This window comes from Bradyrhizobium sp. LM2.9, from assembly GCF_054056555.1.
In genome coordinates this window covers 788,760-811,915 of record NZ_JBSRYJ010000002.1, presented here as the reverse complement: position 1 = coordinate 811,915, position 23,156 = coordinate 788,760, and the positions used below count along the sequence as shown (strand labels likewise).

The 23,156-nt window shown below is 63.6% G+C and carries 17 protein-coding genes and 4 pseudogenes; 10 read left to right on the top strand and 11 right to left on the bottom strand.

Annotated elements, in window-relative coordinates; translation table 11 throughout:
- Positions 1-116 precede the first annotated feature (116 nt).
- From eutC to ACVWW3_RS05300, 3 genes are all read right to left on the bottom strand, one after another.
- Positions 117-902 (bottom strand): ethanolamine ammonia-lyase subunit EutC, encoded by a 786-nt coding sequence (eutC, locus tag ACVWW3_RS05310; RefSeq protein WP_354107212.1) that lies wholly within the window; start codon positions 900-902, stop codon positions 117-119.
- Between the two features lie 6 nt (positions 903-908).
- Positions 909-2,495 (bottom strand): B12-binding domain-containing radical SAM protein, encoded by a 1,587-nt coding sequence (locus ACVWW3_RS05305; protein WP_456650701.1) that lies wholly within the window; start codon positions 2,493-2,495, stop codon positions 909-911.
- Between the two features lie 152 nt (positions 2,496-2,647).
- Positions 2,648-4,030, bottom strand: a complete 1,383-nt coding sequence (locus ACVWW3_RS05300) for an ethanolamine ammonia-lyase subunit EutB (protein ID WP_247349838.1) — start codon at positions 4,028-4,030, stop codon at positions 2,648-2,650.
- Between the two features lie 242 nt (positions 4,031-4,272).
- Here ACVWW3_RS05300 and ACVWW3_RS05295 point away from each other — a divergent pair, with 242 nt between their 5' ends.
- From ACVWW3_RS05295 to ACVWW3_RS05255, 9 genes and pseudogenes are all read left to right on the top strand, one after another.
- Entirely contained in the window at positions 4,273-6,012 is a 1,740-nt protein-coding gene (locus tag ACVWW3_RS05295; protein ID WP_456650702.1) for a methyl-accepting chemotaxis protein, read from the top strand.
- Between the two features lie 344 nt (positions 6,013-6,356).
- The gene (locus tag ACVWW3_RS05290; protein ID WP_456650703.1) at positions 6,357-6,821 is read left to right on the top strand and encodes a hypothetical protein; all 465 of its coding nucleotides are present in this window, start codon (positions 6,357-6,359) and stop codon (positions 6,819-6,821) included.
- 186 nt (positions 6,822-7,007) lie between these two features.
- A complete protein-coding gene (locus ACVWW3_RS05285; protein WP_456671893.1) occupies positions 7,008-7,469 on the top strand; it encodes a hypothetical protein in 462 nt (153 codons plus the stop codon).
- Between the two features lie 77 nt (positions 7,470-7,546).
- Positions 7,547-8,481, top strand: a pseudogene (locus ACVWW3_RS05280) (formylglycine-generating enzyme family protein).
- Positions 8,482-8,507: 26 nt separating this feature from the next.
- Positions 8,508-9,089 (top strand): annotated as a pseudogene (locus ACVWW3_RS05275) (sulfatase-like hydrolase/transferase); the annotation flags it as partial.
- A 44-nt stretch (positions 9,090-9,133) separates the two neighbouring features.
- Positions 9,134-10,828: a sulfatase-like hydrolase/transferase gene (locus ACVWW3_RS05270; RefSeq protein ID WP_456650705.1), complete on the top strand. Its 1,695-nt coding sequence runs from the start codon at positions 9,134-9,136 to the stop codon at positions 10,826-10,828.
- A 40-nt stretch (positions 10,829-10,868) separates the two neighbouring features.
- The gene (locus ACVWW3_RS05265) at positions 10,869-11,114 is read left to right on the top strand and encodes a DUF3302 domain-containing protein (protein ID WP_456650706.1); all 246 of its coding nucleotides are present in this window, start codon (positions 10,869-10,871) and stop codon (positions 11,112-11,114) included.
- Entirely contained in the window at positions 11,111-12,052 is a 942-nt protein-coding gene (locus ACVWW3_RS05260; RefSeq protein WP_456650707.1) for an HlyD family secretion protein, read from the top strand. Before ACVWW3_RS05265 ends, ACVWW3_RS05260 begins: the two co-directional genes overlap by 4 nt.
- 16 nt (positions 12,053-12,068) lie before the next feature.
- The gene (locus tag ACVWW3_RS05255; RefSeq protein WP_456650708.1) at positions 12,069-13,073 is read left to right on the top strand and encodes a SphA family protein; all 1,005 of its coding nucleotides are present in this window, start codon (positions 12,069-12,071) and stop codon (positions 13,071-13,073) included.
- Here the strand turns inward: ACVWW3_RS05255 and ACVWW3_RS05250 are convergent.
- Complete coding sequence (locus ACVWW3_RS05250) at positions 13,009-14,286, bottom strand: MFS transporter (RefSeq protein WP_456650709.1); 1,278 nt, start codon at positions 14,284-14,286, stop codon at positions 13,009-13,011. The genes ACVWW3_RS05255 and ACVWW3_RS05250 overlap by 65 nt on opposite strands.
- A 130-nt stretch (positions 14,287-14,416) precedes the next feature.
- Between ACVWW3_RS05250 and ACVWW3_RS05245 the strand changes: the two genes are divergently transcribed.
- The gene (locus ACVWW3_RS05245) at positions 14,417-15,325 is read left to right on the top strand and encodes a LysR family transcriptional regulator (RefSeq protein WP_456671892.1); all 909 of its coding nucleotides are present in this window, start codon (positions 14,417-14,419) and stop codon (positions 15,323-15,325) included.
- Here ACVWW3_RS05245 and ACVWW3_RS05240 read toward each other — a convergent pair.
- The 7 genes and pseudogenes from ACVWW3_RS05240 to ACVWW3_RS05210 form a co-directional block, all read right to left on the bottom strand.
- A complete protein-coding gene (locus tag ACVWW3_RS05240; protein ID WP_456672399.1) occupies positions 15,290-15,925 on the bottom strand; it encodes a septal ring lytic transglycosylase RlpA family protein in 636 nt (211 codons plus the stop codon). The genes ACVWW3_RS05245 and ACVWW3_RS05240 overlap by 36 nt on opposite strands.
- A gap of 294 nt (positions 15,926-16,219) precedes the next feature.
- Entirely contained in the window at positions 16,220-17,440 is a 1,221-nt protein-coding gene (locus ACVWW3_RS05235; protein WP_456650710.1) for an acyl-CoA dehydrogenase family protein, read from the bottom strand.
- A gap of 179 nt (positions 17,441-17,619) precedes the next feature.
- Entirely contained in the window at positions 17,620-18,828 is a 1,209-nt protein-coding gene (locus tag ACVWW3_RS05230) for an ABC transporter substrate-binding protein (protein ID WP_456650711.1), read from the bottom strand.
- 195 nt (positions 18,829-19,023) lie between these two features.
- Positions 19,024-20,548, bottom strand: a pseudogene (locus ACVWW3_RS05225) (FAD-dependent oxidoreductase).
- A 27-nt stretch (positions 20,549-20,575) separates the two neighbouring features.
- Positions 20,576-21,203: pseudogene (gene folE, locus ACVWW3_RS05220) on the bottom strand (GTP cyclohydrolase I FolE).
- Positions 21,204-21,339: 136 nt separating this feature from the next.
- On the bottom strand, positions 21,340-22,230 hold the full coding sequence (locus ACVWW3_RS05215; RefSeq protein WP_456650713.1) for an alpha/beta fold hydrolase: 891 nt from the start codon (positions 22,228-22,230) through the stop codon (positions 21,340-21,342).
- A gap of 47 nt (positions 22,231-22,277) precedes the next feature.
- The gene (locus tag ACVWW3_RS05210; RefSeq protein WP_247349826.1) at positions 22,278-23,105 is read right to left on the bottom strand and encodes a metal-dependent phosphohydrolase; all 828 of its coding nucleotides are present in this window, start codon (positions 23,103-23,105) and stop codon (positions 22,278-22,280) included.
- Positions 23,106-23,156: the final 51 nt, after the last annotated feature.

The window sequence follows — 23,156 nt, the reverse complement described above, 5'->3', positions numbered from 1 at the left end:
CTTTGAAAATGCGCGGAAAATCGCCGCGAGGGGTTTAGCAGGACAATCACCCCTCTCGCAAGCAGGCGAAGTGTGGCCAAATCGATCAAGATGTGGCGATTTTGCCGTAATGCCCGTCATAAGGGCAAAGCCATGCCAATTCGACGCGGCGCGCGGTCCGCGCTCTCGTCTTTCAGCGCCACGCCGGTGACCTCCCGGGCCAGCCCTTCGCGGACCAGCCAGGCGATCTTGAAAGCAGCCTCGTCATAGCTCAAACCGGCCTTGTGGATGTTCGACACGCAATTGCGCTCGGCATCGGTGCGGCCCGGCTTCGGTGCGAAAGTCAGATAGGCGCCGAGGCTGTCGGGCGCCGACAGGCCCGGCCTCTCGCCGATCAGCGTCAGGACCATGCGCGCACCGAGAATGGCACCGATCTCGTCGCCGAGCGCGACGCGCACGCCTGAGGCGACGACGACATGGCCGATCGCGACATCATCGTCGGCTGCGAGCAGCCGCATCAGACACGTCATCAGCGCGGCCGCATGGGCGTGGACCGCTGCCGCCGACAGGCCGTCGCCGATCACGACCGCGAGTGGGCACGGCCCCGAGGCACTTCGCGTCAGAGCCTCGACTGATCCGGCATCGAGCTGCCTGCCCAGATCGGGACGCCGCAAATAGTCCCTGCGGTCGACCGCCCGGCTCCGTGCCTCGGTGGCGACGAGGCCAAGCGCGCGGAGATCGGCGACCAGTCGCGGCGCGTCGAAAGCGGCATGCACGGCGTCGCGGGCACGGGCATGGTCCAGCGTGAAGTCGAGCAGCGCGCGCGTCGGCACGCTCGCGCCGCTGCGCCCGAGCGCGACGCGCGCAGGCGTGAGCGACCGCAGATCGAGGGTCGGGCGGCGCGGAACGGCCGGGTCAGACATGTTGCGTCATTCGGCGGGAACGGAAGCCTCGCGCAGCCGCAGCGAATAGTTCGACGCATTCGTCTCGCCGCTTGATGCTTCACGCGCAAAGGTGATGAGATGGTGCGCAATCAGGGTGCAGCCGATCAGGCCTTCGAGATCGCCGCGCTTGATGCGCCCCAGCGCGAACTTCCAGAACACGCGCTTGTAGTCGCCGAGCACGCCGACCTTCCAGAAAATATTTCGCAGCATGACGAGGCCGCGCCTGATGTTGGGCCAGGTCTTCATCTCGTCCGGCTTCGGCATCTTCAGGCGGTGCACGTAAACGTGGTCGCATTGATATTGGAAGCGCGCGTAGACCTTCTCGGGCTCGTAGGCGACGGCCATGGCGTGCTTCCAGGATGCGACGACGTCGTCATAGGGCAACAGGAAGTTGACATTGGAATCGCGGCCGTCGTCCTCGACCAGGCGTCCCTCGCGCTCCAGGCGGTCCCACAGCGGCGTCTTCGGCAGCGCCTGAAGCAGATTGATGGTGAGAAGCGGAATCCGGGACTCCTTGACGAAGTCGAGCAGCACCTCGGACGTGTTCGGCTTGTCAGTGTCGAGCCCCATGATGATGCCGGACACGACCTCCATGCCGTAGGAGTTGATGGTCTGCACGCCCTCGAGGATCGGGACCATCATGTTGTGGTCCTTGTGCATCGCCTTCAGCGCATCGGGGTCGGGCGTCTCGATGCCGCAGAAGATGGTGACGAAATAGGCCTCGCGCATCTTCTCGAGGATTTCGGGCCGCTTGGCGATATTGAGCGTCGCCTCGCAGGCGAGCCGCACCACGTAGCCGGTCCTCTTCTGCCATTCGATCAGGTGCGGCAAGAGGTCCAGCGCCGCCTTGCGGTTGCCGATGAAATTGTCGTCGACGAAATAGATCGTGTCGGTCATGCCGCATTCGCGCAGTCGGTCGAGCTCGGCGATGATCTGCTCGGGCGATTTGAGGCGCGGGTTGCGGCCGTAGAGTCCGGGGATGTCGCAGAATTCGCACTGATAGGGACAGCCGCTGGAATACTGGATGCTGCCGAGGAAGTATTTCTTCACGTCGGCGAGCTCGTAGGCCGGGATCGGAAACTCCGTCATCGGCACACGGTCCTTGGTGGTCAGCACCACCTGGGCCTCGGGACGCGAGATGTCGCGCGACAGGATCTCGAACAGCTGGTTGGTGGCGTCGCCGAGTTCGCCGACATGGAGATAGTCGAACGACGGATAATAGTCCGGACAGGCGCTGACCGAGGGACCGCCGAGCGCGACCGGCAGATCGAATTCATGGGCGCGCCGGCAGATATCGTTCATGTGCTGGCGCTGGATGTGCATGCCGCTGACGAAGACCGCCTCCGCCCATTCGAACTCCTCCTTCGTCGTGCGGCGAAGGTTCTCGTCGACGAATTTGACCTGCCATTCCCTGGGTAGATAGGCCGCGAGCAGCAAAAGCCCCTGCGGCGGCATGAAGGCGCGGACGCCATCGGTCAGGGGATAGGAATGCTCGAACGTTCCGAACGACGATGTGTATCGCGGAAACACGCAGAGAATCCGCCGGGAGGTACCGTTACTTTCAGCTCGCATCAAAGCTCCCCCGCCACGCTCGACATAGCTGCGGAAATTGCCAGCCCGACGTATAGCGTAATGCTGTCGCCGGAATTTCTCAATATTGTGGCATGAGCATAATTCCCGGAGGGACCAATGGTTTCCTCAAGCCGCCGGGTGCTTCCGCCGCGTCACGCGATCAGCCGGGAGGCAAAATCGGGCAGCAGGCCAGCATCGCCGGCAAGCCGGAAGTCAGCGCCCACAATGCCCGACTGCGCCAGCCAGTCGTCGAATTCCGGCGCACGACGCAGTCCGAAGACGTCGCGGACGTAGAGCGCGTCGTGAAAAGACGTGGACTGATAGTTCAGCATGACGTCATCGGCGCCGGGGACGCCCATGATGAAGGTGACGCCGGCGGCCGCGAGCAGCGTCAGCAGATTGTCCATGTCGTCCTGGTCCGCCTCGGCATGGTTAGTGTAGCAGATGTCGATCCCCAGCGGCAGGCCGAGCAGCTTGCCGCAAAAGTGATCCTCCAGCCCCGCCCGGATGATTTCCTTGCCGTCGTAGAGATATTCCGGGCCGATGAAGCCGACCACGCTGTTGACCAGGAGGGGCGCAAAGGCGCGGGCGACCGCATAGGCGCGGGCCTCGCAGGTCTGCTGGTCGACGCCGTGATGGGCATTGGCCGACAGCGCCGAGCCCTGCCCGGTCTCGAAATACATCACGTTCTGCCCGACCGTGCCGCGCTTCTGCGACAGCCCGGCGTCCTGCGCCTCCTTCAGCAGCGCGAGGTCGACACCAAAACTGCGGTTGGCAGCTTCGGTGCCGGCGACCGACTGGAAGACGAGGTCGACCGGCACACCCTGCCCGATCAGCGATAGCGTCGTGGTGACATGGGTCAGCACACAAGCCTGGGTCGGGATTTTCAGCCGCGCGATGATCTCGTCGAGCAGCCGCAGCAATTGGCCGATCACAGCCGGGTCGTCGCTCGCCGGGTTGATGCCGATGCAGGCATCGCCGGCGCCGAGCAGGATGCCGTCGAGGATCGAGGCGGTGATGCCCCTGGCGTCGTCAAAGGGATGGTTGGGCTGGAGCCGGGTGCTCATCCGGCCCCTCAGGCCGATGGTGTTGCGGAAAGCGGTGGTGACCTCGCATTTCCGCGCCGCCAGGATCAGATCCTGGTTGCGCATCAGCTTTGAGACCGCGGCCGCCATCTCCGGCGTGATACCGGGCGCCAGCTTGCGCAGGATTTCCGGCGTGGCGGCATCCGACAACAGCCAGTCGCGGAAGGCGCCGACGGTCAACGAGGCCACCGGCGCGAAGGCCCTGGCGTCGTGGCTGTCGATGACGAGGCGGGTGACCTCGTCGGCTTCATAGGGGATGACGGCTTCCTGCAAGAACTGCCCGAGCAGGACGTCGGCGAGCGCCATCCGCGCCGCGATCATCTGCTCGGCGCTGGCGGCGGCAATCCCGGCCAGCCGGTCGCCGGAGCGCGGCGGGGTCGCTTTGGCGAGCAGGTCGCGCAAATCCGGGAACGTGTAGGTCGTGGCGTCGATGGTGTGGCGGTAGACCAAGGGTCTCTCCGGGGGTTCGTCGGCCAGTGACCGAGTCCAGCACGATCCCAAGACTATCACGAACCCAAGACTATACCTTCAGATCAAGACGCTGAAATATCTTACCTTTCTTTCGACCAAGGGCGAAGGGGGGCAAACCCCGCGTTAACGCAGCGTCCATCTTCATTCTGCATAGTTTTGCATCAATTTTGCACGACCGCGCTCTCCCGGCCGCTCCCGGCCATTCAGGGCCCTTGAACATCATGACCATCAACCAATCTGGGAATGCCGCCGGCCTGGCAGGCCGCTTTACGCTTGCCAACAAGCTGTACGCAATCTTCGCGCTGTTCGCGCTGCTGACGGCGGCGATCGCGATGCTGTCCGACTACAACAGCCGCCGCGGCGCCGACCTGACCAGCGCGATCGAGACCGCGAACGCCGCCGCGCTCAACGTCGAGCGGGTCAACTCGCTGGTCTATGCGGTCGTGATGGAATCGCGCGGCGTTTACATGTCGACGGAGCCTGCCGTCGTCAAGAAATACGGCGAGGGCCTGCTCAAGTTCAACGCCCAGATCCTCGACGTCGTGAAACGCTGGCAAACCATCGTCCGGGCTGACGATGCAGAACAGTTCGCCACCTTCAAGAAGCGCATCGAGCAGTTCGTCGAATTCCGCAAGGAGCTGGTGCGGCGCGGCGTCGAGATCAATGCGGCCGCGGGCCGCGAATGGGGCGACAACGACGCCAACCGCGCCGTGCGCTCGGCGCTGAACAAGGATCTCGAGGCGCTGTCCAAGGTCTATGCCGAGCGCGGCAGGCAGATCGCGCATGAGATCGAGACCAATCGCATCCTCTCGCTCGTCCTGACCTGCCTCGGCGGCGTGGCGCTGGCGCTGGTCGTGATCGGCATCGTCATCATCGCCCGCTCGATCGCCCGTCCCCTCTCCGCCATCACCGCGACCATCAAGCAGGTCGCAGACGGCGCCGAGAACGTCGTGGTGCCGCACGCTGACCGCGCCGACGAGATCGGCGCGCTGGCACGCGCGATCCAGATCTTCCAGGACGCGATGGGGCGCAACCGCAACCTCGCCTCGCAGGTCTCGCAGGACTCCGCTGCGCGCGAGGAGCGCGCCCGCCATATCGAGCAATCCGTCGACATTTTTCGCGAGGCGATCGGCGCGATCATGCGCGGCCTCAGCGACAACGCCTCCGTCATGCGCGAGACGGCGCAGACCATCACCCGCGTCACCGCGGATGCGAGCAGCCGCGCCGGCACGGCGGCGAACGCCACCGAACAGGCCTCCCACAACGTCACGGCGGTCGCGGGTGCAGCGGAGGAGCTGTCGGCGTCGGTGGTGGAGATCGGCCGGCAGGTGCGGCAGTCGGCCAGCGCGGTCGAGCAGACCGGCCAGCGCACCGAGAAATCGATCGCCGAGATCGAGAGCCTGGCGGCCGCCACGCAACGCATCGACGGCGTGCTCAGCCTGATCCAGGCGATCGCCGAGCAGACCAATCTGCTCGCGCTCAACGCCACCATCGAAGCCGCTCGCGCGGGCGACGCCGGCCGCGGCTTTGCCGTTGTCGCACACGAAGTGAAGGCGCTTGCCGGCCAGACCGCGAAGGCGACCGCCGATATCAGCGAGAACGTCTCGATGATCCAGTCCTCCACCCGCAACGCGGTCGAGGCCGTGCGCGAGATCGGCGGCGCGGTCCGCGAGATCAACGACGTCACCTCGGCAATCGCCGGCGCCATCGGCCAGCAGGACGCCGCGACGCGCGAGATCTCGTCCAACGCGCAGTCGGCTGCCCAAGGCAACGAAACCCTCGTCGCCAACATCACCTCGCTCCGCGACGCCATCGGCGAGACCGATACGGCGGCATCCTCGGTGCTTACGGCGGCGAGCAGCCTGACCGCAACCGCGGACACACTGTCACGCGAGGTGGAAAAATTTTTCCAGAATTTGCGCTCGGGGTCGGCGGACAGCCGTATCGCAAAGGCGGGATGACGGCGCGTCCACCGCCGGATGAGCCGGCGGTGGGATCGCTTCACCAAAAAACGCGAAAACAACCCCATGCACAGTAGCCGGGGATAGCGATATCAATGGCTTGGCCACCGGCGAGATGCATTGCTGATTTTGCGAATCCATTTGCTCCGTCGGGCAAAACACTGGCATGATGTCATTATGGCGGCAATCCTCCCCGGCACCGCTAAATCCGGTCGGCCAGCGAGAGCATTCCTTACCCGCTCTGCTGTTGCGAGCGGACGTAGCCAGCTCGCCTGGCAAGTCGGCAAGGGTTAAAAGCGGAAATGCCGCGAGTTTCCAAAACCTGAAGGTCGCCGAGCCACTTTGTGGCCAAAGAGTTTCTTTCGGAGTTTCGGCCGGTTGAAGTGAACCTTGCCTCGGAGCAGACTTGTCTCTCGATCGCATCGCCCAGCTCTCGGCCGACCGCATCAATGCGTAATTTTCCGCTGTCCGCGCATACGCATCATTGCCGAGTACGGGCAAGCGAAACGACAACGAGTGGCTTGAAGCGTTCTCGATGGCTCATCTGGACGACGCCGTCGCTCGGCACCATGCCAATGAATAAGGGCAGGACGCTTATCGAGGGCGCGAAAGCTACAATTGACTTGAATTCGCGGCGAATGCCCACACGCGCCTTGGGCAAATACCGTTTGCCAACATCGCAGATCGCTTTTAACATCTGTTGCAACCAAGAGATGATCTACGTTCAAGAACTAGAACAAGCGTCCTTCCCGGCGGTCGAAGATCGCAGAAAAGAAGGTGATCATGCGGGCAACCACCTTACCTGTTGAAGTCGTTATCCGTCCGCGGTCCGGCTTTAGAATGCGCGAAATCAACGCACGGCCGCGTGGCCGACCATCTCTGCTGAGCTCATGGCACGCGGAAAGATACGTTCGCTCCTCTGCCGCATCCGTGCGGGGGAACGAGGGCGCTCGACCAAAAAACAATGCTCACCGCCGAGCAAAAGGGAGAAGGCCATGCGAAACGAAACTTCGAAGCCGCTGCGGCAAATCGTCCTGACCGCCGCTTTCGCGATCACCGCAATCTGCTGCGCGCCTTTGCATTCTGGCGCGGCACCGCTGGCGCCCGTTTCCATCGGTGTCGGCGATTCGGCCGATCAATCGTCGGGTGGTCCCATCCTGCAGGTGCGGGCGGTGGCCAGGCGCACCGCCGTCGGTCCCCGCGGCGGCGTCTATCACAGCAGGACTGTCGTTCGCGGTCCTGTCGCCCGGCCCGGCTATCGCGGCGGCGGCGTCCGCTGGGCGCGCCCACCGCACTACGGGTGGCCTCGAGGCGGCGCCATCGCCGCCGGCGCTGCGATCGGCATGGTGACCGCAGCGACCGCCGCGGCCTGGGCCGGCGCCGCCCCCGCGCCCGGCATGTGCTGGTACTACACCGATCCGTCGCGCACCCAAGGTTTCTGGGACTACTGTCGGTAGTCGCGGCGGCGACGCCGATGTCGGAAGTCAGAATCAAACAGCTCAAGCCGCTGCGGGATGATCTACCGTCTGGAGACATGGTGGTCATTCCCGGCGGCACGTTCCGGATGGGATCGAATGATCATTATCCGGAGGAGGCGCCGGTCCATCGCGTCACGGTCGGCGCCTTCCGGATCGACCGCACCCCCGTGACCAACCGCCAGTTCAAGGAGTTCGTCCGCGCCACCGGCCATGTGACGACGGCGCAGATCCCGCCGGACCCCGCCGACTATCCGGGCGCGCTGCCGCAAATGCTCTATGCGGGCTCCCTAGTGTTCACGCCCCCTCAGCGCGCCATCGATCTCCGCGACTGGAGCCAATGGTGGAGCTTCATGAAGGGCGCCGACTGGCGCCATCCTTATGGGCCGAAGAGCAACATCAACGTGCTCGACAACCACCCGGTCGTGCACGTCTCTCTTTTGCCGACGCGTTGGCTTATGCCAGATGGGCGGGCAAGGATCTGCCGACCGAGGCGGAATGGGAGTTTGCCGCGCGCGGCGGCCTCGACGGCAAAGAATTCGCTTGGGGAGACGAGTTCACGCCAAGCGGCCAGCACATGGCCAACACCTGGCAGGGCGAATTCCCCCGCCAAAATCTCAACGCGGACGGCTATGAGCGCACATCACCGGTGACGGCGTTCCCGCCGAACGGCTACGGCGTCCACGACATGATCGGCAACGTCTGGGAATGGACGTCGGACTGGTATTCACAGAAGCACGACGCCGATTCACCGAAGGCGTGCTGCATTCCCGAGAATCCGCGCGGTGGGCGCGAAGCCGAAAGTTACGATGCGAACCAGGCGAACATCCGGATCCCGCGCAAGGTGATCAAGGGCGGCTCGCACCTGTGCGCGCCCAATTACTGCCGCCGCTACCGGCCAGCGGCGCGCCACGCGGAGCAACTCGACACATCGACCAGCCATCTAGGGTTTCGCTGTGTCGTCCGCGAAAGCAGTCAGCCACGAAATCAATAAGAGCAACAAGAGCAAGGGAGATACCAATGCGACGCCGAGTGACTTCGATATTGGCAGCCAGTGCATTGGTTTCGTCCGCCCTATGGCTGGTGCCGGGGTTTGCCCAGACTGGACTGGATCGCAGCGTCCTACCCATTCGGGAACCGAAGCCGCCGGTCATTACCGAGCTTGACGCCCGCAAGGTCAAGCCGCCAGCCCGCTTCGAGGTGAACGCGCCCAAAGGGGCGCCCAACGTCCTGGTCATCCTGCTGGACGACTATGGCTACGGCGCGTCAAGTACATTCGGCGGACCGATCCCGATGCCGACGGCCGATAGACTGGCTACCCAAGGTTTGCGCTACACTCGGTTCCACACGACAGCCATGTGTGCGCCGACGCGCGCGGCGCTGCTGAGCGGACGCAACTCGCACTCCGTCAACATGGGCACGATCGCCGAGATGGCGACAGCCATGCCCGGCTATACCGCCGAGCGCCCGCAGGATATCGCGCCGCTGGCCGAGACGCTCAAGCAGAACGGCTACAACACCGCGCACTTCGGCAAGACGCATGAGGTCCCCACCTGGGATTACTCGGTCGTTGGCAGTTTCAAAAGCTGGCCGACGCAGTCGGGCATGGAGGTGTTTTACGGATTCTTCGGCGGCGAAGCCGACCAATGGCAACCCTCCAACCTCTACGATGGACAAACGAAGGTCGATCCGCCAACCAAGCCGGGCTGCGGCAGCAGAAGGCGATCGCGCCCGACAAGCCCTTCTTCGTCTACTTCGCTCCCGGCGCCACACACGCGCCGCACCAGGCGCCCAAGGAGTGGATCGCGAAGTTCAAGGGCAAGTTCGACATGGGCTGGGACAAGCTGCGCGAGCAGACCTTGGCACGCCAGATCGAACTTGGCATCGCGCCCGCCGGCACCAAGCTCGCAGCGAAACCCAAGGACATCCAGGACTGGGACACGCTCAGCGCCGATGAGAAGAAGCTGTTTGCCCGGCAGATGGAGGTCTATGCCGGCTATGCAAACTACGCGGATCATGAGATCGGCCGCCTCGTCGATGCGGTCGAAGAACTCGGAGTGCTCGACAATACGCTTGTCTACTACATTCTGGGCGACAACGGCGCCAGCGGCGAAGGTCGCATGCACGGCCTGTTCAACGAGATGGCGATCGCCAACGGCGTGGAAGAGCCGATCGAGATTCAATTGAAGAAGTTGGACGAATTGGGCGGGCCGACGGCGAACAACCACTACGCCGCCGGCTGGGCCGTCGCGACCGACACACCCTACAAGTGGGTCAAGCAGGTTGCGTCAGACTATGGCGGCACGCGCAATGGGCTGGTCGTCTCGTGGCCGAAAGGGATCAAGGCGCGCGGCGAATTGCGCCGCCAGTTCGCCCACGTGATCGACCTGGCGCCCACTGTGCTCGACGTCGCCGGTCTGCCGCAACCGAAGGAGGTGAACGGCTTCACGCAACGGCCGATCGAGGGCCTCAGCATGCGCTACTCTTTCGACGATGCGAATGCCAAAGAGCGGCACACCACGCAGTATTTCGAGATCAACTCCAATCGGGGCGTTTATCACGACGGCTGGTTCGCCGGGGCGACGCGCCTCATTCCGTGGATCCCGACGACGCCTACTACGCCTCTGGAGCAAGACACCTGGGAGCTCTATAACGAGACCGTCGACTTCTCGCTCGCCAACGACCTTGCCGCGTCCAATCCGGGCAAGCTCAAGGAGATGCAGGACGCCTTCATGACGGAAGGGGCGAAGTATCACGTGCTGCCGATTGATCCGCGGTATGTGGAGCGCTTCAACGCCGAGATTGCCGGCCGTCCCGAGTTGCTTGCCGGGCGGACGTCGATGACGCTCTACGAAAGCATGAGCCTTCCCGGTCCCGATGCGCTCATCAGCACCAAGAACAAGTCGTTCACCATCGTGTCCAATATCGAGGTGCCGAATGGCAGGCCGGCTGAGGGTGTGCTGCTCGCCAATGGCGGCCTCACCGGCGGCTGGGTGCTGTACGTCAAGTCCGGCAAGCCGGTATTCGAGTGGAACTACGTTGGGCAGGAGAACTATCCCGTCGCCTCGTCGACCGCACTCACGCCCGGCAAACATGTCGTGAAGTACGACTTCATCTACGAGGGTGGAAAGGAGTTCGGCAAGGGCGGCACCTCGCGGCTGTACATCGACGACGCTTTGGTGGGCGAAGCAAAGGTGCCAAAAACCCCGGCGTTTGCGTATTCGATCGACGGGATGGATGTCGGTCGCGATATAGCGTCGCGGGTGAGCGATGCGTATCCTGAAGGGGAGAGCAATCGATTCAACGGCAGGATCGCCAAGGTGTTTATCGAAACCAAGTGAACACTCCAACGGTGTTGTTACCGAACACAGGTGATGGCCGATGAGCGGTTACGACATCTTCGCCTGGGTCGTGCTGATCATCCTGGTCGGCAGCGCGATCGGCGTGTTCTGCATCGCCGGATGGCTGCCGGGGCACATCGCCAAGACCCGCGGCCATCCACAGGCCCAGGCGGTGACCGTCGCCGGCTGGGTCACCCTGATCTGCGGTTTCGCGCTTTGGCCCGTCGCGCTGATCTGGGCTTATGTCGACCTACCGGCCTCGTCTGCGAAGGAGCCACCGCCATGATGATCGCGATCATGGCCGTCTACCTGGTGCTGCTGTTCGCGTTGGTCCGGTTCGGCATCGTCTCCTTCAACCTGTTCTGGAAGACCTCGCCCTTCATCGTGCTGCTGCTGTTGAACCTGCTGCTGTTCATCCCGATGGGCTGGGGCGCGCCGCAGGGCGCGGCCCTGGTGGTCAGGAACGCCGTCTCGATCGTGCCAAGCGTCGCCGGCGAGGTAACTGAGGTGCCGGTGCAGGCGAACACGCCTCTGAAAGCTGGTGACGTCCTGTTCCGGATCGACCCGGTGCCGTACCAGGCGCAGGTCTCGGCGATCGAGGCACAACTGAAACTGTCCGACATGCGGCTGTCGCAGATGACGACGCTGTTCGAGCGAGATGCCGGCCGGGGCTTCGACGTCCAGCAGCGGCAGTCCGAGGTCGACCAACTGAAGGCGCAGTTGGAAAGCGCGAAATGGAATCTCGACAAGACGATCGTCCGCGCGCCGGCGGACGGCTACGCCACCAACGTCGCGCTGCGGAAAGGCGCCCGCGTCGCCAATCTCCCGCTGTCGCCAGTGATGGCATTTATCGACACGTCGGACACGATTGTTGGCGTCGAGATAACCCAGAATGACGCCCGTTACGTCAAGCCGGGACAGTCGGTCGAAGTCACCTTCAAGTTCGAGCCCGGCGTCGTCCGGACCGGCAGGGTCGAGACGGTCTTCCAAGCCATCTCGACCGGGCAGGCACAGGTTTCCGGCAGCGCGGTAGCGCCCAAGGAGATCCGGTCCGCACCCTTCGTGATCCGCGTGAAGCTCGACGATCAGGACCTCGCGAACCGGTTGCCCGCCGGCAGCACAGGGACCGCGGCGATCTTCACCGATGCGGTCAAGCCGACCCACGTCATCCGGCGGGTCCTGCTGCGGCAGATCGCCATCCTGAACTACGTCAATCCGTTCTGAGAGGAAGGGGACCGTCATGGGACGAGCTGGATATCGGAGCGCGGTCGCCGGCGGCTTATGCGCAACCATTCTCCTGACACCGGTCGCGGCCAAGGCCGACAACGGCGGCCTCAGCTTCTGGCTTCCCGGCACCTTCGGCAGTCTCGCCGCGGCCCCCACCGTTCCGGGGTGGGCCTATACGACGATCTATCTCCATCTCGATCAATCCACCGGCGGAGCCAAGAACTTCAGCCAAGGCGGCTCCGTAGTCCTCGGCCTCAACGCCAAAGCCGACGCCCTCGTCCAGGGCATCTCCTATACCTTCGCGACACCGGTGCTCGGTGGCCAGGCCACGGTCGCCGTCTTCGCCGCCCCCGGCAATGTCGATGTCGGCATCGACGCCAGACTGACAGGTCCGGCGGGGAATGCCATCTCCGGCGGGGTCAATGATAGCAGGGCCACCGTGTCCGACGTGCTCTATCAGGGGGCGCTGAAGTGGAACCAGGGCGTGCACAACGAGATGATCTACGTCACCGGCAACATCCCCAGCGGCACCTACGATCCGAACCGCCTGTCCAACCTCAGCTTCGGTTTCACCGCCGTCGACCTCGGCGCCGGCTACACCTACCTGGATCCGAAATCCGGACATGAGTTCTCGGTCGTCGGCGGCTTCACCTACAGCGGCATGAATAACGCGCTGCAGTACCAGAACGGCATCGACTTCCACCTCGACTGGGGTGCCTCGCAGTTCATCAGCAAAACCGTCCACGTCGGCCTGGCCGGCTATTACTTCCAGCAGGTCACCGGCGACACCGGAGCCGGCGCGACCCTCGGCGCCTTCAAGGGGCGGGTCGTCGGCATCGGCCCCCAGATCGGTTTCATCCTGCCGCTCTCGAAGGACTACCAGGGCTACCTGAACCTGAAGGCGTACAAGGATTTCGCGGCGCAGAACCGGCCCGAAGGCTACACGGCCTGGGTCACGTTCTCGCTTTCGAACGCCGCTCCGGAGCCGGCGGCTGCCAAGCCGCTATATCGGAAGTAGACGCCCGAAGGTGTTCGTATTTTACGAAACGGAATTCGGCTCGACGCAGGGCTCCGACCAAAATGACGGACGATGAGAGAGCAAGGACGACGGCGCTGAACAGAAAGGTGCTTTGATAGCCGCTGTAGTCGAAGAGAACGCCGCCGCCGGCCGCTCCGGTGGCGATGGCCAGTTGCACCACCGCGACCATCAGGCCGCCGCCTGCTTCGGCATCATTGGGCAAAGCCTTGCTGACCCACGTCCACCAAGCCACGGGCGCGGCCGTCCCGATGAAGCCCCACAGGAACATCAGGGCCGCAATTGCGGTCGGTGACGAGCCGAATGCCGTCACTGCGACGGCTATCAGAGCCATCGCGAACGGCATGATAATGAGAGACATGTAGAGATGTTCGCGGATGACGAACCCGATGATCGACGTCCCGATGAGACCCGCAACCCCCATGAGGAGCAGGAGCGCCGAGATCGTCGTGACATCGACGCGCGTCACCGTTTCGAGGAACGGCCGCAAATACGTGAAGAGTGCGAACTGTCCGAGGAAGAACAGCGCGGCTGCGAGCATGCCGTAAGACACTTGCGGGTGGCGCAAGACCTTGAACGCTGCCGCCACGCTGGCCCGCTCCCGGCTCGGCATCGCAGGCAGCGTGAGGAACTGCCAGACAAAAGTTAGCGCGGCGACGGGAACAACACAGAAGAACGCACCGCGCCAGCCGATGTATTGGCCGAGAAAGCTGCCGAGCGGCGCAGCAATCGTGGTCGCGAGCGCATTGCCGCCATTGAGAACCGCAAGAGCGCGCGGCACGTCGGTGGTCGGGACCAGGCGGATCATCGTCGCGGCCGACAGCGACCAGAAACCGCCGATCGTGATCCCGACAAGCGCCCGTCCGGCGACGAAGACTGGATAGTTGGGAGCGAAGGCTACGATGACCCCAGATACCAGCATCAAGCCGGTCAGCCACAGCAAGAGCGAGCGACGATCGAAGCCAGCCGTCGCCGCCGAGATGAACAGACTGGCCAGAACGGCGAACAGCCCGGAAACGGAAATGGCCTGTCCTGCCTGTCCTTCCGTCAGGTGAAGGCCGCTGGCGATCGGCGTAAGCAGGCTGACAGGCATGAACTCGGACGCGACCAGCGTCGAGGCGCAAAGCGACAGCGCGAAAACCGCACTCCATGCGGCCATTGGCTGCGTTGTCTTCTGATCGATTGTGACGTCCATCGGGCATCCATATGTCGAGGGGCGCCCAGCCAGGCGCTGTTCCTGACAACAGATAGAGGCCCGGCCGGCATTCGATTAGACGATATAATTTGCTTGCATTGATCGCTGCGGGCCATGAATAGTCGCAGCCATGGCAAGCCAGGATTTCAACGATCTGCTGGCTTTCGTAGCCGTCGCCCGCGAGCGCAGCTTTACGAAAGCCGCCGCGAAACTGGGCGTCGTGCAGTCGACGCTCAGCCATACGATCAAGCGCCTGGAATCGCAGATGGGCCTGCGGCTTCTCACGCGCACGACCCGCAGCGTCGGCCTGACCGAGGCGGGCGAGCGACTTCAGGCCTCGGTTGCGCCCCGCATCGAAGAGATCGAGCGCGATATCGCGGCGCGGATGTCCCTGCGCGACACGCCGTCGGGGACCGTCCGGATCACGCTCTCCGAACATGCGCTGGAAACGGTCGTCTGGCCAAAGCTGTCGCCGGCCCTGAAAAAATATCCCGACCTCAAAGTCGAGTTCAGTCTCGACACGGCCTTCCGCAACATCGTCGAAGACGGTTTCGATGCAGGCATACGCCTCGGTGAAGATGTCGAGAAAGACATGATCGCGGTGCGCATCGGCCCGGATTGGCGGCTCGTCGCAGTCGCCTCGCCCGGATATCTGAAAGAGCACCCGAAACCAAAGCATCCGCAAGATCTGTTAGATCACGTCTGCATCAAACGTCGCGAAGCGGCGGGCGGTCATTATGTATGGGAGTTCGCCAAGAACGGTTCTGACTTGCGGGTACGCATCGAGGGACAAGTGACCTTCAATGAGTCGCGCGCGATGATCGACGCCGCCGTGAAGGGCTTCGGCATCGCCTATGTCCCCGAAGACATGGTGGCGCAGCACATCCGGTCCGGCGAACTCGTCATCGTGCTCGACGACTGGTCGCCGAAATTCGATGGTTATTATGTCTATTATCCGACCTCGCGGCAGAACTCGGCTGCATTCAAGGTGATCGTCGACGCGCTACGCCATCACGACGCGCGAAGGAAGCGCGGTTAGTATGAAGCTTTTCCGCCATCCCGGAGGCTGTGCTGTGCCTCCTTCGGGTATAGCGTTCAGCCAACAGGCCCAGGAATCCAATCGTCGCCGGACAGTGGCATTGACTGTGACGTCGGGAATGACACCGAGCTCCATGCTCGGATCGAAATGGCGCATCGTCCGCTCATTGAGGTCAATGATGCGGCCGGGCCTGAGCGGCCCCACGTCATTGATCTTGACGATGACCTTCTTGCCGACGGCCTCGACGAGAGCATATTTCGGTCGCGCCCCGAATTGGACCCCACCAAATTTCCGACGCAAGCTCGTCTTGATGGCAGCCGTCCATACCGAGGGATCATAACGCTCGCCGGAGGCTGTGCTCGGGCCGCCTTCCTCCTTACCGGGCTTGAATGGATTATACGTGGATGCTGCGCCAACGATCGCATCCCCAGAGGCTGCATCGACGACAGCGCTTGGCTGAACCTCACTTGTTGCACTTCGAGCAACGGTAACGGAAACGGCAAGCGCAACCAGGGCGCCGCAAATTGCGGCGCTCGAGCGGAACAACATCAGATCTCCTTTGATTTTCCGGATCGTGCGGTTCCCGATGCCGCAGAACATGGTCAAGCGAACGCGGAGGCGTTTCGAACTTGCGCCAATTCTTTGCGGATTCGAGAACCCCGGCTGCGGAACCTTTGTGGGAACCAGATCGGTCCCGCACAGTGTTTTAGTTGTAGCCGTCTAAGACAGGAATTGCGTCAGCAGCATGACTCCGAGAGCCACGGATTTCGACTTCCGGAGTCTTACGTGTTCAGTGGTGGAAGCGGATTGCGGGACTTCCGTGAAAACCGCAACAGGCGAGACTGCAGGAGACGTTGCATATCGTCGCATATCGTCGTTCGGCAGCAGGAGACTCTAGCCTACGCCGATCACCCCGCCGCGCTTGATCAACTCCTTGCCGACCGCGGCCAGATGCACCTGATCCGGTCCGTCGCCGATACGGATGAAGCGGGCGTAGACGTAAGCACGTGCGAGGAACGTATCCTGCGAGACGCCGGCAGCGCCGTGGATCTGGATGGCGCGGTCGATGACGCGGGCGGCCATGCTGGGCACCACGATCTTGGCCGCGGCGATCAGGTCGCGCGCGGCCTTGTTGCCTGCGCGGTCCATCCTGTCGGCGGCTTGCAGCGTGAGCAAGCGCGCCTGCGCGATCTCGCAGAAGGAGTGTGCGATGTCCTCGCGCACCGAGCCCTGCTCCGCGAGCGGCTTGCCGAAGGCTGTGCGGGAGACTGCGCGCTGGCACATCAATTCCAGCGCGCGCTGGGCGCAACCGATCAGTCGCATGCAATGATGGATGCGGCCGGGGCCGAGCCTACCTTGCGCGATTTCGAAGCCGCGGCCTTCGCCGAGCAGGATGTTCTCGGCGGGCACACGGACGTTCTCGTAGACGATCTCGGGGTGGCCGACCGGCGCGTCGTCGTAGCCGTAAGTGAGCATGTCCCGGACGATGCGCACGCCAGGCGTCGCCTTCGGCACCAGGATCATGGATTGCTGGCGATGACGATCGGGATCGTCGGGCGCGGTCTTGCCCATCACGATCAGGATCTCGCAATCCTCGTTCATTGCGCCTGATGTGAACCACTTCCGGCCGTTGACGACGTAGTCGCCGCCGTCGCGCTTGATCTGGCACTGGATGTTGGTGGCGTCGCTGGAGGCGACCTGCGGCTCCGTCATCGAGAAGCCGGAGCGGATGCGTCCTTCCAGCAGCGGCTTCAGCCAGCGCTCCTGCTGCGCGGGCGTTCCGTAATTTGCCAGCACCTCCATGTTGCCGACATCGGGCGCCGAGCAATTGAAGATTTCGGGCGCCCAGAGGATGCGGCCCATGATCTCCTTCACCGGCGCATATTCGAGGTTCGTCAGCCCTGGTCCGTGCTCGCCGGAGAGGAACAGGTTCCAGAGCCCCTGCTCGCGCGCCAGCCGTTTCAGGTCCTGCAACACTTGCGGCGTCTTGTAGCGCGTCGCTTCCGGCTTCACCTGCTCGTAATAGAGCTCCTCGACCGGCTCGACATGCGTCCGCATGAACTGGCGGACGCGCTCCTGCAGTTCCAGCGAACGGTCGGAGTGGTGGAAATCCATTTTGCTCTCCTGTTCGCTGAAGGTGACGCCTCGCCCTTCGAGACGACCGCTCCGCGGTCTCCTCAGGGTCAGGCTAAGCGGCATTCGCGCCTGTTGAACCTCCGCCCTCATCCTGAGGAGCCCGCGAAAGCGGGCGTCTCGAAGGATGCGCCGCCATCAACCGCGATAGCCAGCCCGCCTCACGTGCCGCGCAACAGCTCGCTCGCCACGATCCAGTCGTTGCCGTCGAACTGGAGCATATAGCCGTCCTTGATCGGGCGGAAATCCTGCGGCGTGGTGTTGAGCGTGATGCCGGGCATCAGCAGCGACAGCGGCACGTTCTTCAGGTTCGCCGCCTGCGCCATGATGTTCTCGCGCGTTAGATTGTCCTTGCACTGCTTGAGCAGCACCACCAGCGCCTCGGCGACGGTGTAGCCGTAGAGGCCCGCGACGTTGTTGACGTCGGCATTGGGCAGGCGCTTCTTCATAAAGCCGATATAGGCCGTCATCGCCGGATCGTCCTTCGGCACCTCGACGAACGGCTTGAGCGAGCCGAGCGAGAGCACGCCCTTGCCGGCGTCGAGCCCGGCTGGCACCATCACGGTTGCCTTGTTGGCGCAGCCGGAGGCGAGGAAGCGCGTCGCCTGCCAGCCGACCTCATGCGCCTTGCGGATCGCCTGGGCGCAAGCGCGCGGCGTCACCGAATAGATCATGAAGACGTCGGCCTTGGTGTTGGCGAGCGTCAGCACCTGGGAGTCGATGGTGGGGTCGGCGACCTCGAAGCTCGACGCCATCGCGATCGCCTTGTCTGCATCGGCGCCAAGCGCTTCCTTGACGCCGCGCAGATATTCCTTGCCGGCGTCGTCGTTCTGATAGAGCACCGCGAAGCGCGCATTGGGGTTCTTGGCCCGGGCATAGGCGACGTCGATCGCGGCTTCGCTGGTGTAGTTGGGCGCCCAGGGCAGCGCCATCGACCAGGGCATGTTGGCGGGGTCGTTCCACTTCGAGGCCGAGCTGATCAGAAATAGCTGCGGCACCTTGTTGCTGTTGAGATATTTCGCGATCGCCGAGCTCGGCGCGGTGCCCATGGTCGCGAAGATGAAGGCGACGCCGTCGCCCTCGACCAGCCGCCGCGCCGCTTCCATGGTCTTCGGCGGCGAGAACGCGTCGTCGAGCGACAGCAGATTGAGCTTGCGGCCGTTGACGCCGCCCTTCTCGTTGACCTCGTCAAAATAGGCCGCGATCACCCTGCCGGTGATGCCGAGCGGCGACGCAGGCCCGCTATAGGGCATGGTGTTGCCGATCTTGATCTCGGTGTCGGTGACGCCGGGACCATAGGATTTTTGTGCGGAGACCGGCGCAGACAGGCAGGCAGCCAGCGCTGCGGCCAGGACAAAAGCGGTTTTCATGGTTTCTCCCCGGTGATGGTCATCCGCGCGAGGCAGGCGCGGCGTGCTGCTTCTGTCAGCGCGTCAGATCAGCGGAGTTCCGCGAGGCGGTCTTGCGGTCGAGTTGCTGGTTAGTGGCGCCGCCGGGACGACAGCCAGCACAGCAGCCCTCGCGGGGAGCATACATTGACGCAAACCAAGATCGGAAGCGGCGCCTCAGCCGCGCGTCCGCTCCATCTCCAGCTCGGCCTTGAGGTTGTCGAGATCGCGATAAATTGAAGCAACCGCAAGGACGCGGCCGCCCTTGCGGTACTTCAGCAGGCAGTCTTTGCCGGAAATGCTGCCGTCGATCGCGATGTCGTCGAAGCTCTCGGCGTGGCCGACATAGTTGATCGGCACATCATAGTGCTGCGACCAGAAGAACGGCACGGCGTCGAAGCGCTCGCGCTTTCCGAGCATGTTGCGCGCTGCGGTCTGGCCCTGCCGCTCCGCCACGACCCAGTGCTCGACGCGGATGGTTTGCCGCGAATGCGGATCGGGCCAGCGCGCGATGTCGCCGGCCGCGAAGATGCCGGATACGCTGGTCTCCAGATATTCGCTCACGCTGACGCCCCGGTCGACCGCAAGCCCCGCCTGCTCGGCGAGCGCGAGGCGCGGCCTGACGCCGATTCCGACCACGACCAGTTCGGCCTCGATCACGCCGCCGCTCTTCAACGTGGCGCGCGTGCCGTCCAGCTTTTCCACCGTGTCCTTGAGATGGAAGTTGACGCCATTCTCCTCATGCAGCGCGCGCACGAAGTCGCCCATCTCGGGACCGAGCACCTTCTGCATCGGCCGTTCGTCCGGCGCGACCACGTGCACCTCGATCTTGCGTGCCCGCAAGGAGGCGGCAACTTCGAGGCCGATGAAGCTGGCGCCGATCACCAGCGCACGCTTGGCGCTGCCAGCCGCCTTGATGATGGCGCGGCTGTCGGCGACGGAGCGCAAGGTGTAGACATGAGGCTGGTCCGCACCCGGAATCTGCAATCTGACCGGCTCGGCGCCGGTCGCGAGCAGCAACCGGTCGAACGGCAGCCTGTCGCCGTTGCCCAGCGTCACGCCGCGCGTCTTCGCCTCGATCGCGGAGACTTTCGTGCTGAGTCTGAGGTCGATGCCGGCGTCCTGATAGTAGTCTTCGCCCCGCAGCGGCAGCCAATCCTCCGGAGCGTTGCCCGCGAGGTAATCCTTGGAGAGATTGGGCCGGTCCACCGGCATCGCGCTGTCATTGCTGAGCATCGTGATGGCGCCGGCAAAGCCCTCGCGACGGAGCGTCTGCGCCGCCGCGAAAGCCGCCGCGCCGCCGCCGACGATGACGAATTTTTCCGGCGCTGGCGCTGTACGGTGAGGCACCGAAGCCTTCGGCATCTCGCGCTTGCGCTGAACGATGATCTTGTCCTGATCGCGCAAGACCTCCCACACCGCCAGCGCATTCAGCGCCGGCGGACGGGTCGCCTCGCCTGACCGCAAGGAGAAGCAGGCGTGATGCCAGGGGCAGCGGATGGTGTCGTCAACCACCAGCCCTTCGGCGAGCGGACCGTGATAGTGGCTGCAGGCCGGCTCGATCGCAAAGATCTCGCTGCTCGGCCTGCACCAGCAGGACATCTTCCTCGCCGACATGGCCGAGCAATTTGCCGTCCTTGAACTCGGCGAGCGACACGCCCCTGCACAGGTCGGGCCCGCTTGGCTTCTTGTCCTCGGTCATGGCGTCGCCTCCTTGAGCTGTCGCGGATCAATCGACCGAATTGGCCAGCCCCAGCAGCTCCTGGCGTGTCAACGCATTGTCGCGGAACACGCCGAGCATGCGGCTGGTGACGAGATCGGTCCCCGGCTTGTGCGCGCCGCGCGTGGTCATGCAGTGATGCGTTGCCTTGATGATGACCCCGACGCCTTCGGGCCTCAGCACATCGTTGATCGTGTTGGCGATCTGCGCGGTCATCTTCTCCTGGATCTGAAGCCGTTTGGCGTAGATGTCGACGAGACGCGCGAGCTTGGAGATGCCGACTACGCGCCGTTGCGGGATATATGCGACCCAGGCGCGGCCGACGATCGGTGCCATGTGGTGCTCGCAATGGCTTTCGAAGGCGAACGCCGCGCAGGACGATCATCTCGTCATAGCCTTCGATCTCCTCGAACGTCTTTTGCAGAATTTCGGTCGGATCCTGCGCATAACCGGAGAAATACTCCTCGAAGGCGCGCGTGACCCGGTCCGGCGTGTCGCGTAGACCGTCGCGCGCGGGATCGTCGCCGGCCCAGCGGATCATGGTGCGGATCGCCTGCTCGACCTCGGCCCTCTCAGGCCGTTCGCTCGGCGCCTGCGCGACCGCGACACGTTCCAGCCTGCGCGTTTGTGTCTTCATCGAAAACCTCCCCTGCAACGAACCGCATACAGAAAGCGGCCCCACAGCTTGGACGGCTGCGATTGGAAAAGGTTCCCGGAATCAGGAAAAATCGGAAGCTGGCAGGCGGCGAGACAGTGGGACGAGAGACCCGGCTCTATGACGCCGCTTGCCGCACATCAAGCACGGCCTGCGCCCATTCGGCCGGTCGCTCCTGCGGCAGGTTGTGACCGGCCCCAGTAAACACGCGCCGCTCGAAGAAGCCTTCGAACTTGCGCGCGTGATGCGCCGTGCCGAAATTGACGCCATCGCTGTCGCCGTCGACCGCGATGGTCGGGACACGGATCGGCGGCTGGCCTGCGAGCCTTGCCTCGATCGCGGCGTATGCGGGATCGCCCGCGACCAGCGCGTAACGATGTCGATAGGAATGGATCACGACATCGACGAAATCAGGGTTGTCGAACGAGATTGCGCTGTTCTCGAACGTCGTGTCGTCGAAAGTCCATTTCGGCGACCACATCGCCCAGAGCTGGCGCGCAAAGCCGCGCCGATTGCGCTCCAGCGCGCGGCGGCCGCGCTCGTTGTGGAACAGATATTGATACCAGAGTGCCGCCTCCTCCGGCGGTGAGGCCGGCTCCATGGCGCGGGCGATGTTCTGGATGTTGTAGGAATTTCCGGAGACCAGCCCGATCACGCGCTCGGGATACAGCACCGAGACCACACAGGCCGCGCGGCCGCCCCAGTCATAACCGCCGACCACCGCGCGCTTGATGCCGAGCGCATCCATGAAGGCCAGCAGATCGGCACCAAGCGCCACCTGCTCGCCGGAGCGTAGCGTCTCTGGAAAGCGGAACCGCGTCGGTCCGTAGCCGCGCAGCCAGGGCACCAGCACCCGCGCGCCCGCCTGCGCGATGATCGGCGCGGTCTCGGCATAGGCGTTCACGTCGTAGGGAAAGCCGTGGCCCATGATGCAAGGCCAGCCGTCCGGCGCGCCGTATTCGCGATAGGCGATGTCGAGAATATCCGTGCTGATTGTTTTTTGTTGCATGATTGGCTTGCGGACTCGCTCGAAGACCTAGCCCGACTACCCGGTCGTTACTTCTGCGGGCCGGACAGCGAGATGTCGCGCTCGGCCCGGAATACGTTGCTGTAGAGATTGGCGATCCACTGCCGGCCGATCTCGGTCTTGTTGAGATAGCCGATCTCGGTCTGGATGTGCGGTGCGACGCTGTTCCAGTAAAATTGCGGATAGCGGTTCACGACGTCGGCCGGCGAGTCATAACCGAGCTGACGATTGATGCCGACCTCCTCGAACTCGTAGTAAAGTGCGTTGGCCTTGCGCAGATAATTGGGGTCGCCGAGCTGGCCGATGAAGTCGGCAGCGCGCAGGATCGAGGCCTCGTCGTCATAGTCCTGGCCTTCCTGGGCCGGAAACCGCGTGCCCTCAATGGCGCGAGCAATGCGTTCCGGATCCAGCCCGGGAATATGCCGCAGCCGCCGCGTTACATAAAGCTTGGAACGATCGACGTGATACATCATCAAACTCGCGTCCGATGCACCGCGCGGCAACGAGATCTTGGTGTCGGCCGCATCGATCACGAAGCCGTCGGCGTCATCCTCCTCGAACAGGCCACGCACATAGCCGATGTCGTGGGCGAGGCAGGCGATCAGGACATGGACGTAGTCCGCGGCCGACAGATGCGTATGAAGACTTCGGCCGCTGAGAATGGAATGGCCGACCAGCGTCACCAGCATCGTATGCTCGATATTGTGATAGAGCGCATCGCTGTTGCCGATGCATTCCATCGCGGTGCGGGTCGCGCTCTCGACAATACTTGCGGACGTCTCGTCGTACCGGCGACGCATGAACGTACCGAGCAACTTCTCGAGGGACTCGGCCGCCAGTCTCGGCAACGTCATCATGGATGCAGCCCCGCTTGTCGGTGGTGTCCCACGCCTACTCCCGACGTCTCA

Bases quoted from the DNA above. Each gene is read 5' to 3' on its own strand.
- ACVWW3_RS05250 (WP_456650709.1), bottom strand. From the start codon at position 14,286: ATGGACGTCACAATCGATCAGAAGACAACGCAGCCAATGGCCGCATGG.
- ACVWW3_RS05235 (WP_456650710.1), bottom strand. From the start codon at position 17,440: ATGGATTTCCACCACTCCGACCGTTCGCTGGAACTGCAGGAGCGCGTC.
- ACVWW3_RS05230 (WP_456650711.1), bottom strand. From the start codon at position 18,828: ATGAAAACCGCTTTTGTCCTGGCCGCAGCGCTGGCTGCCTGCCTGTCT.
- ACVWW3_RS05265 (WP_456650706.1), top strand. From the start codon at position 10,869: ATGAGCGGTTACGACATCTTCGCCTGGGTCGTGCTGATCATCCTGGTC.
- ACVWW3_RS05245 (WP_456671892.1), top strand. From the start codon at position 14,417: ATGGCAAGCCAGGATTTCAACGATCTGCTGGCTTTCGTAGCCGTCGCC.
- ACVWW3_RS05285 (WP_456671893.1), top strand. From the start codon at position 7,008: ATGCGAAACGAAACTTCGAAGCCGCTGCGGCAAATCGTCCTGACCGCC.
- ACVWW3_RS05255 (WP_456650708.1), top strand. From the start codon at position 12,069: ATGGGACGAGCTGGATATCGGAGCGCGGTCGCCGGCGGCTTATGCGCA.
- ACVWW3_RS05210 (WP_247349826.1), bottom strand. From the start codon at position 23,105: ATGATGACGTTGCCGAGACTGGCGGCCGAGTCCCTCGAGAAGTTGCTC.
- ACVWW3_RS05215 (WP_456650713.1), bottom strand. From the start codon at position 22,230: ATGCAACAAAAAACAATCAGCACGGATATTCTCGACATCGCCTATCGC.
- ACVWW3_RS05260 (WP_456650707.1), top strand. From the start codon at position 11,111: ATGATGATCGCGATCATGGCCGTCTACCTGGTGCTGCTGTTCGCGTTG.
- ACVWW3_RS05295 (WP_456650702.1), top strand. From the start codon at position 4,273: ATGACCATCAACCAATCTGGGAATGCCGCCGGCCTGGCAGGCCGCTTT.
- ACVWW3_RS05270 (WP_456650705.1), top strand. From the start codon at position 9,134: ATGGCAACCCTCCAACCTCTACGATGGACAAACGAAGGTCGATCCGCC.
- ACVWW3_RS05240 (WP_456672399.1), bottom strand. From the start codon at position 15,925: ATGTTCTGCGGCATCGGGAACCGCACGATCCGGAAAATCAAAGGAGAT.
- ACVWW3_RS05305 (WP_456650701.1), bottom strand. From the start codon at position 2,495: ATGCGAGCTGAAAGTAACGGTACCTCCCGGCGGATTCTCTGCGTGTTT.
- eutC (WP_354107212.1), bottom strand. From the start codon at position 902: ATGTCTGACCCGGCCGTTCCGCGCCGCCCGACCCTCGATCTGCGGTCG.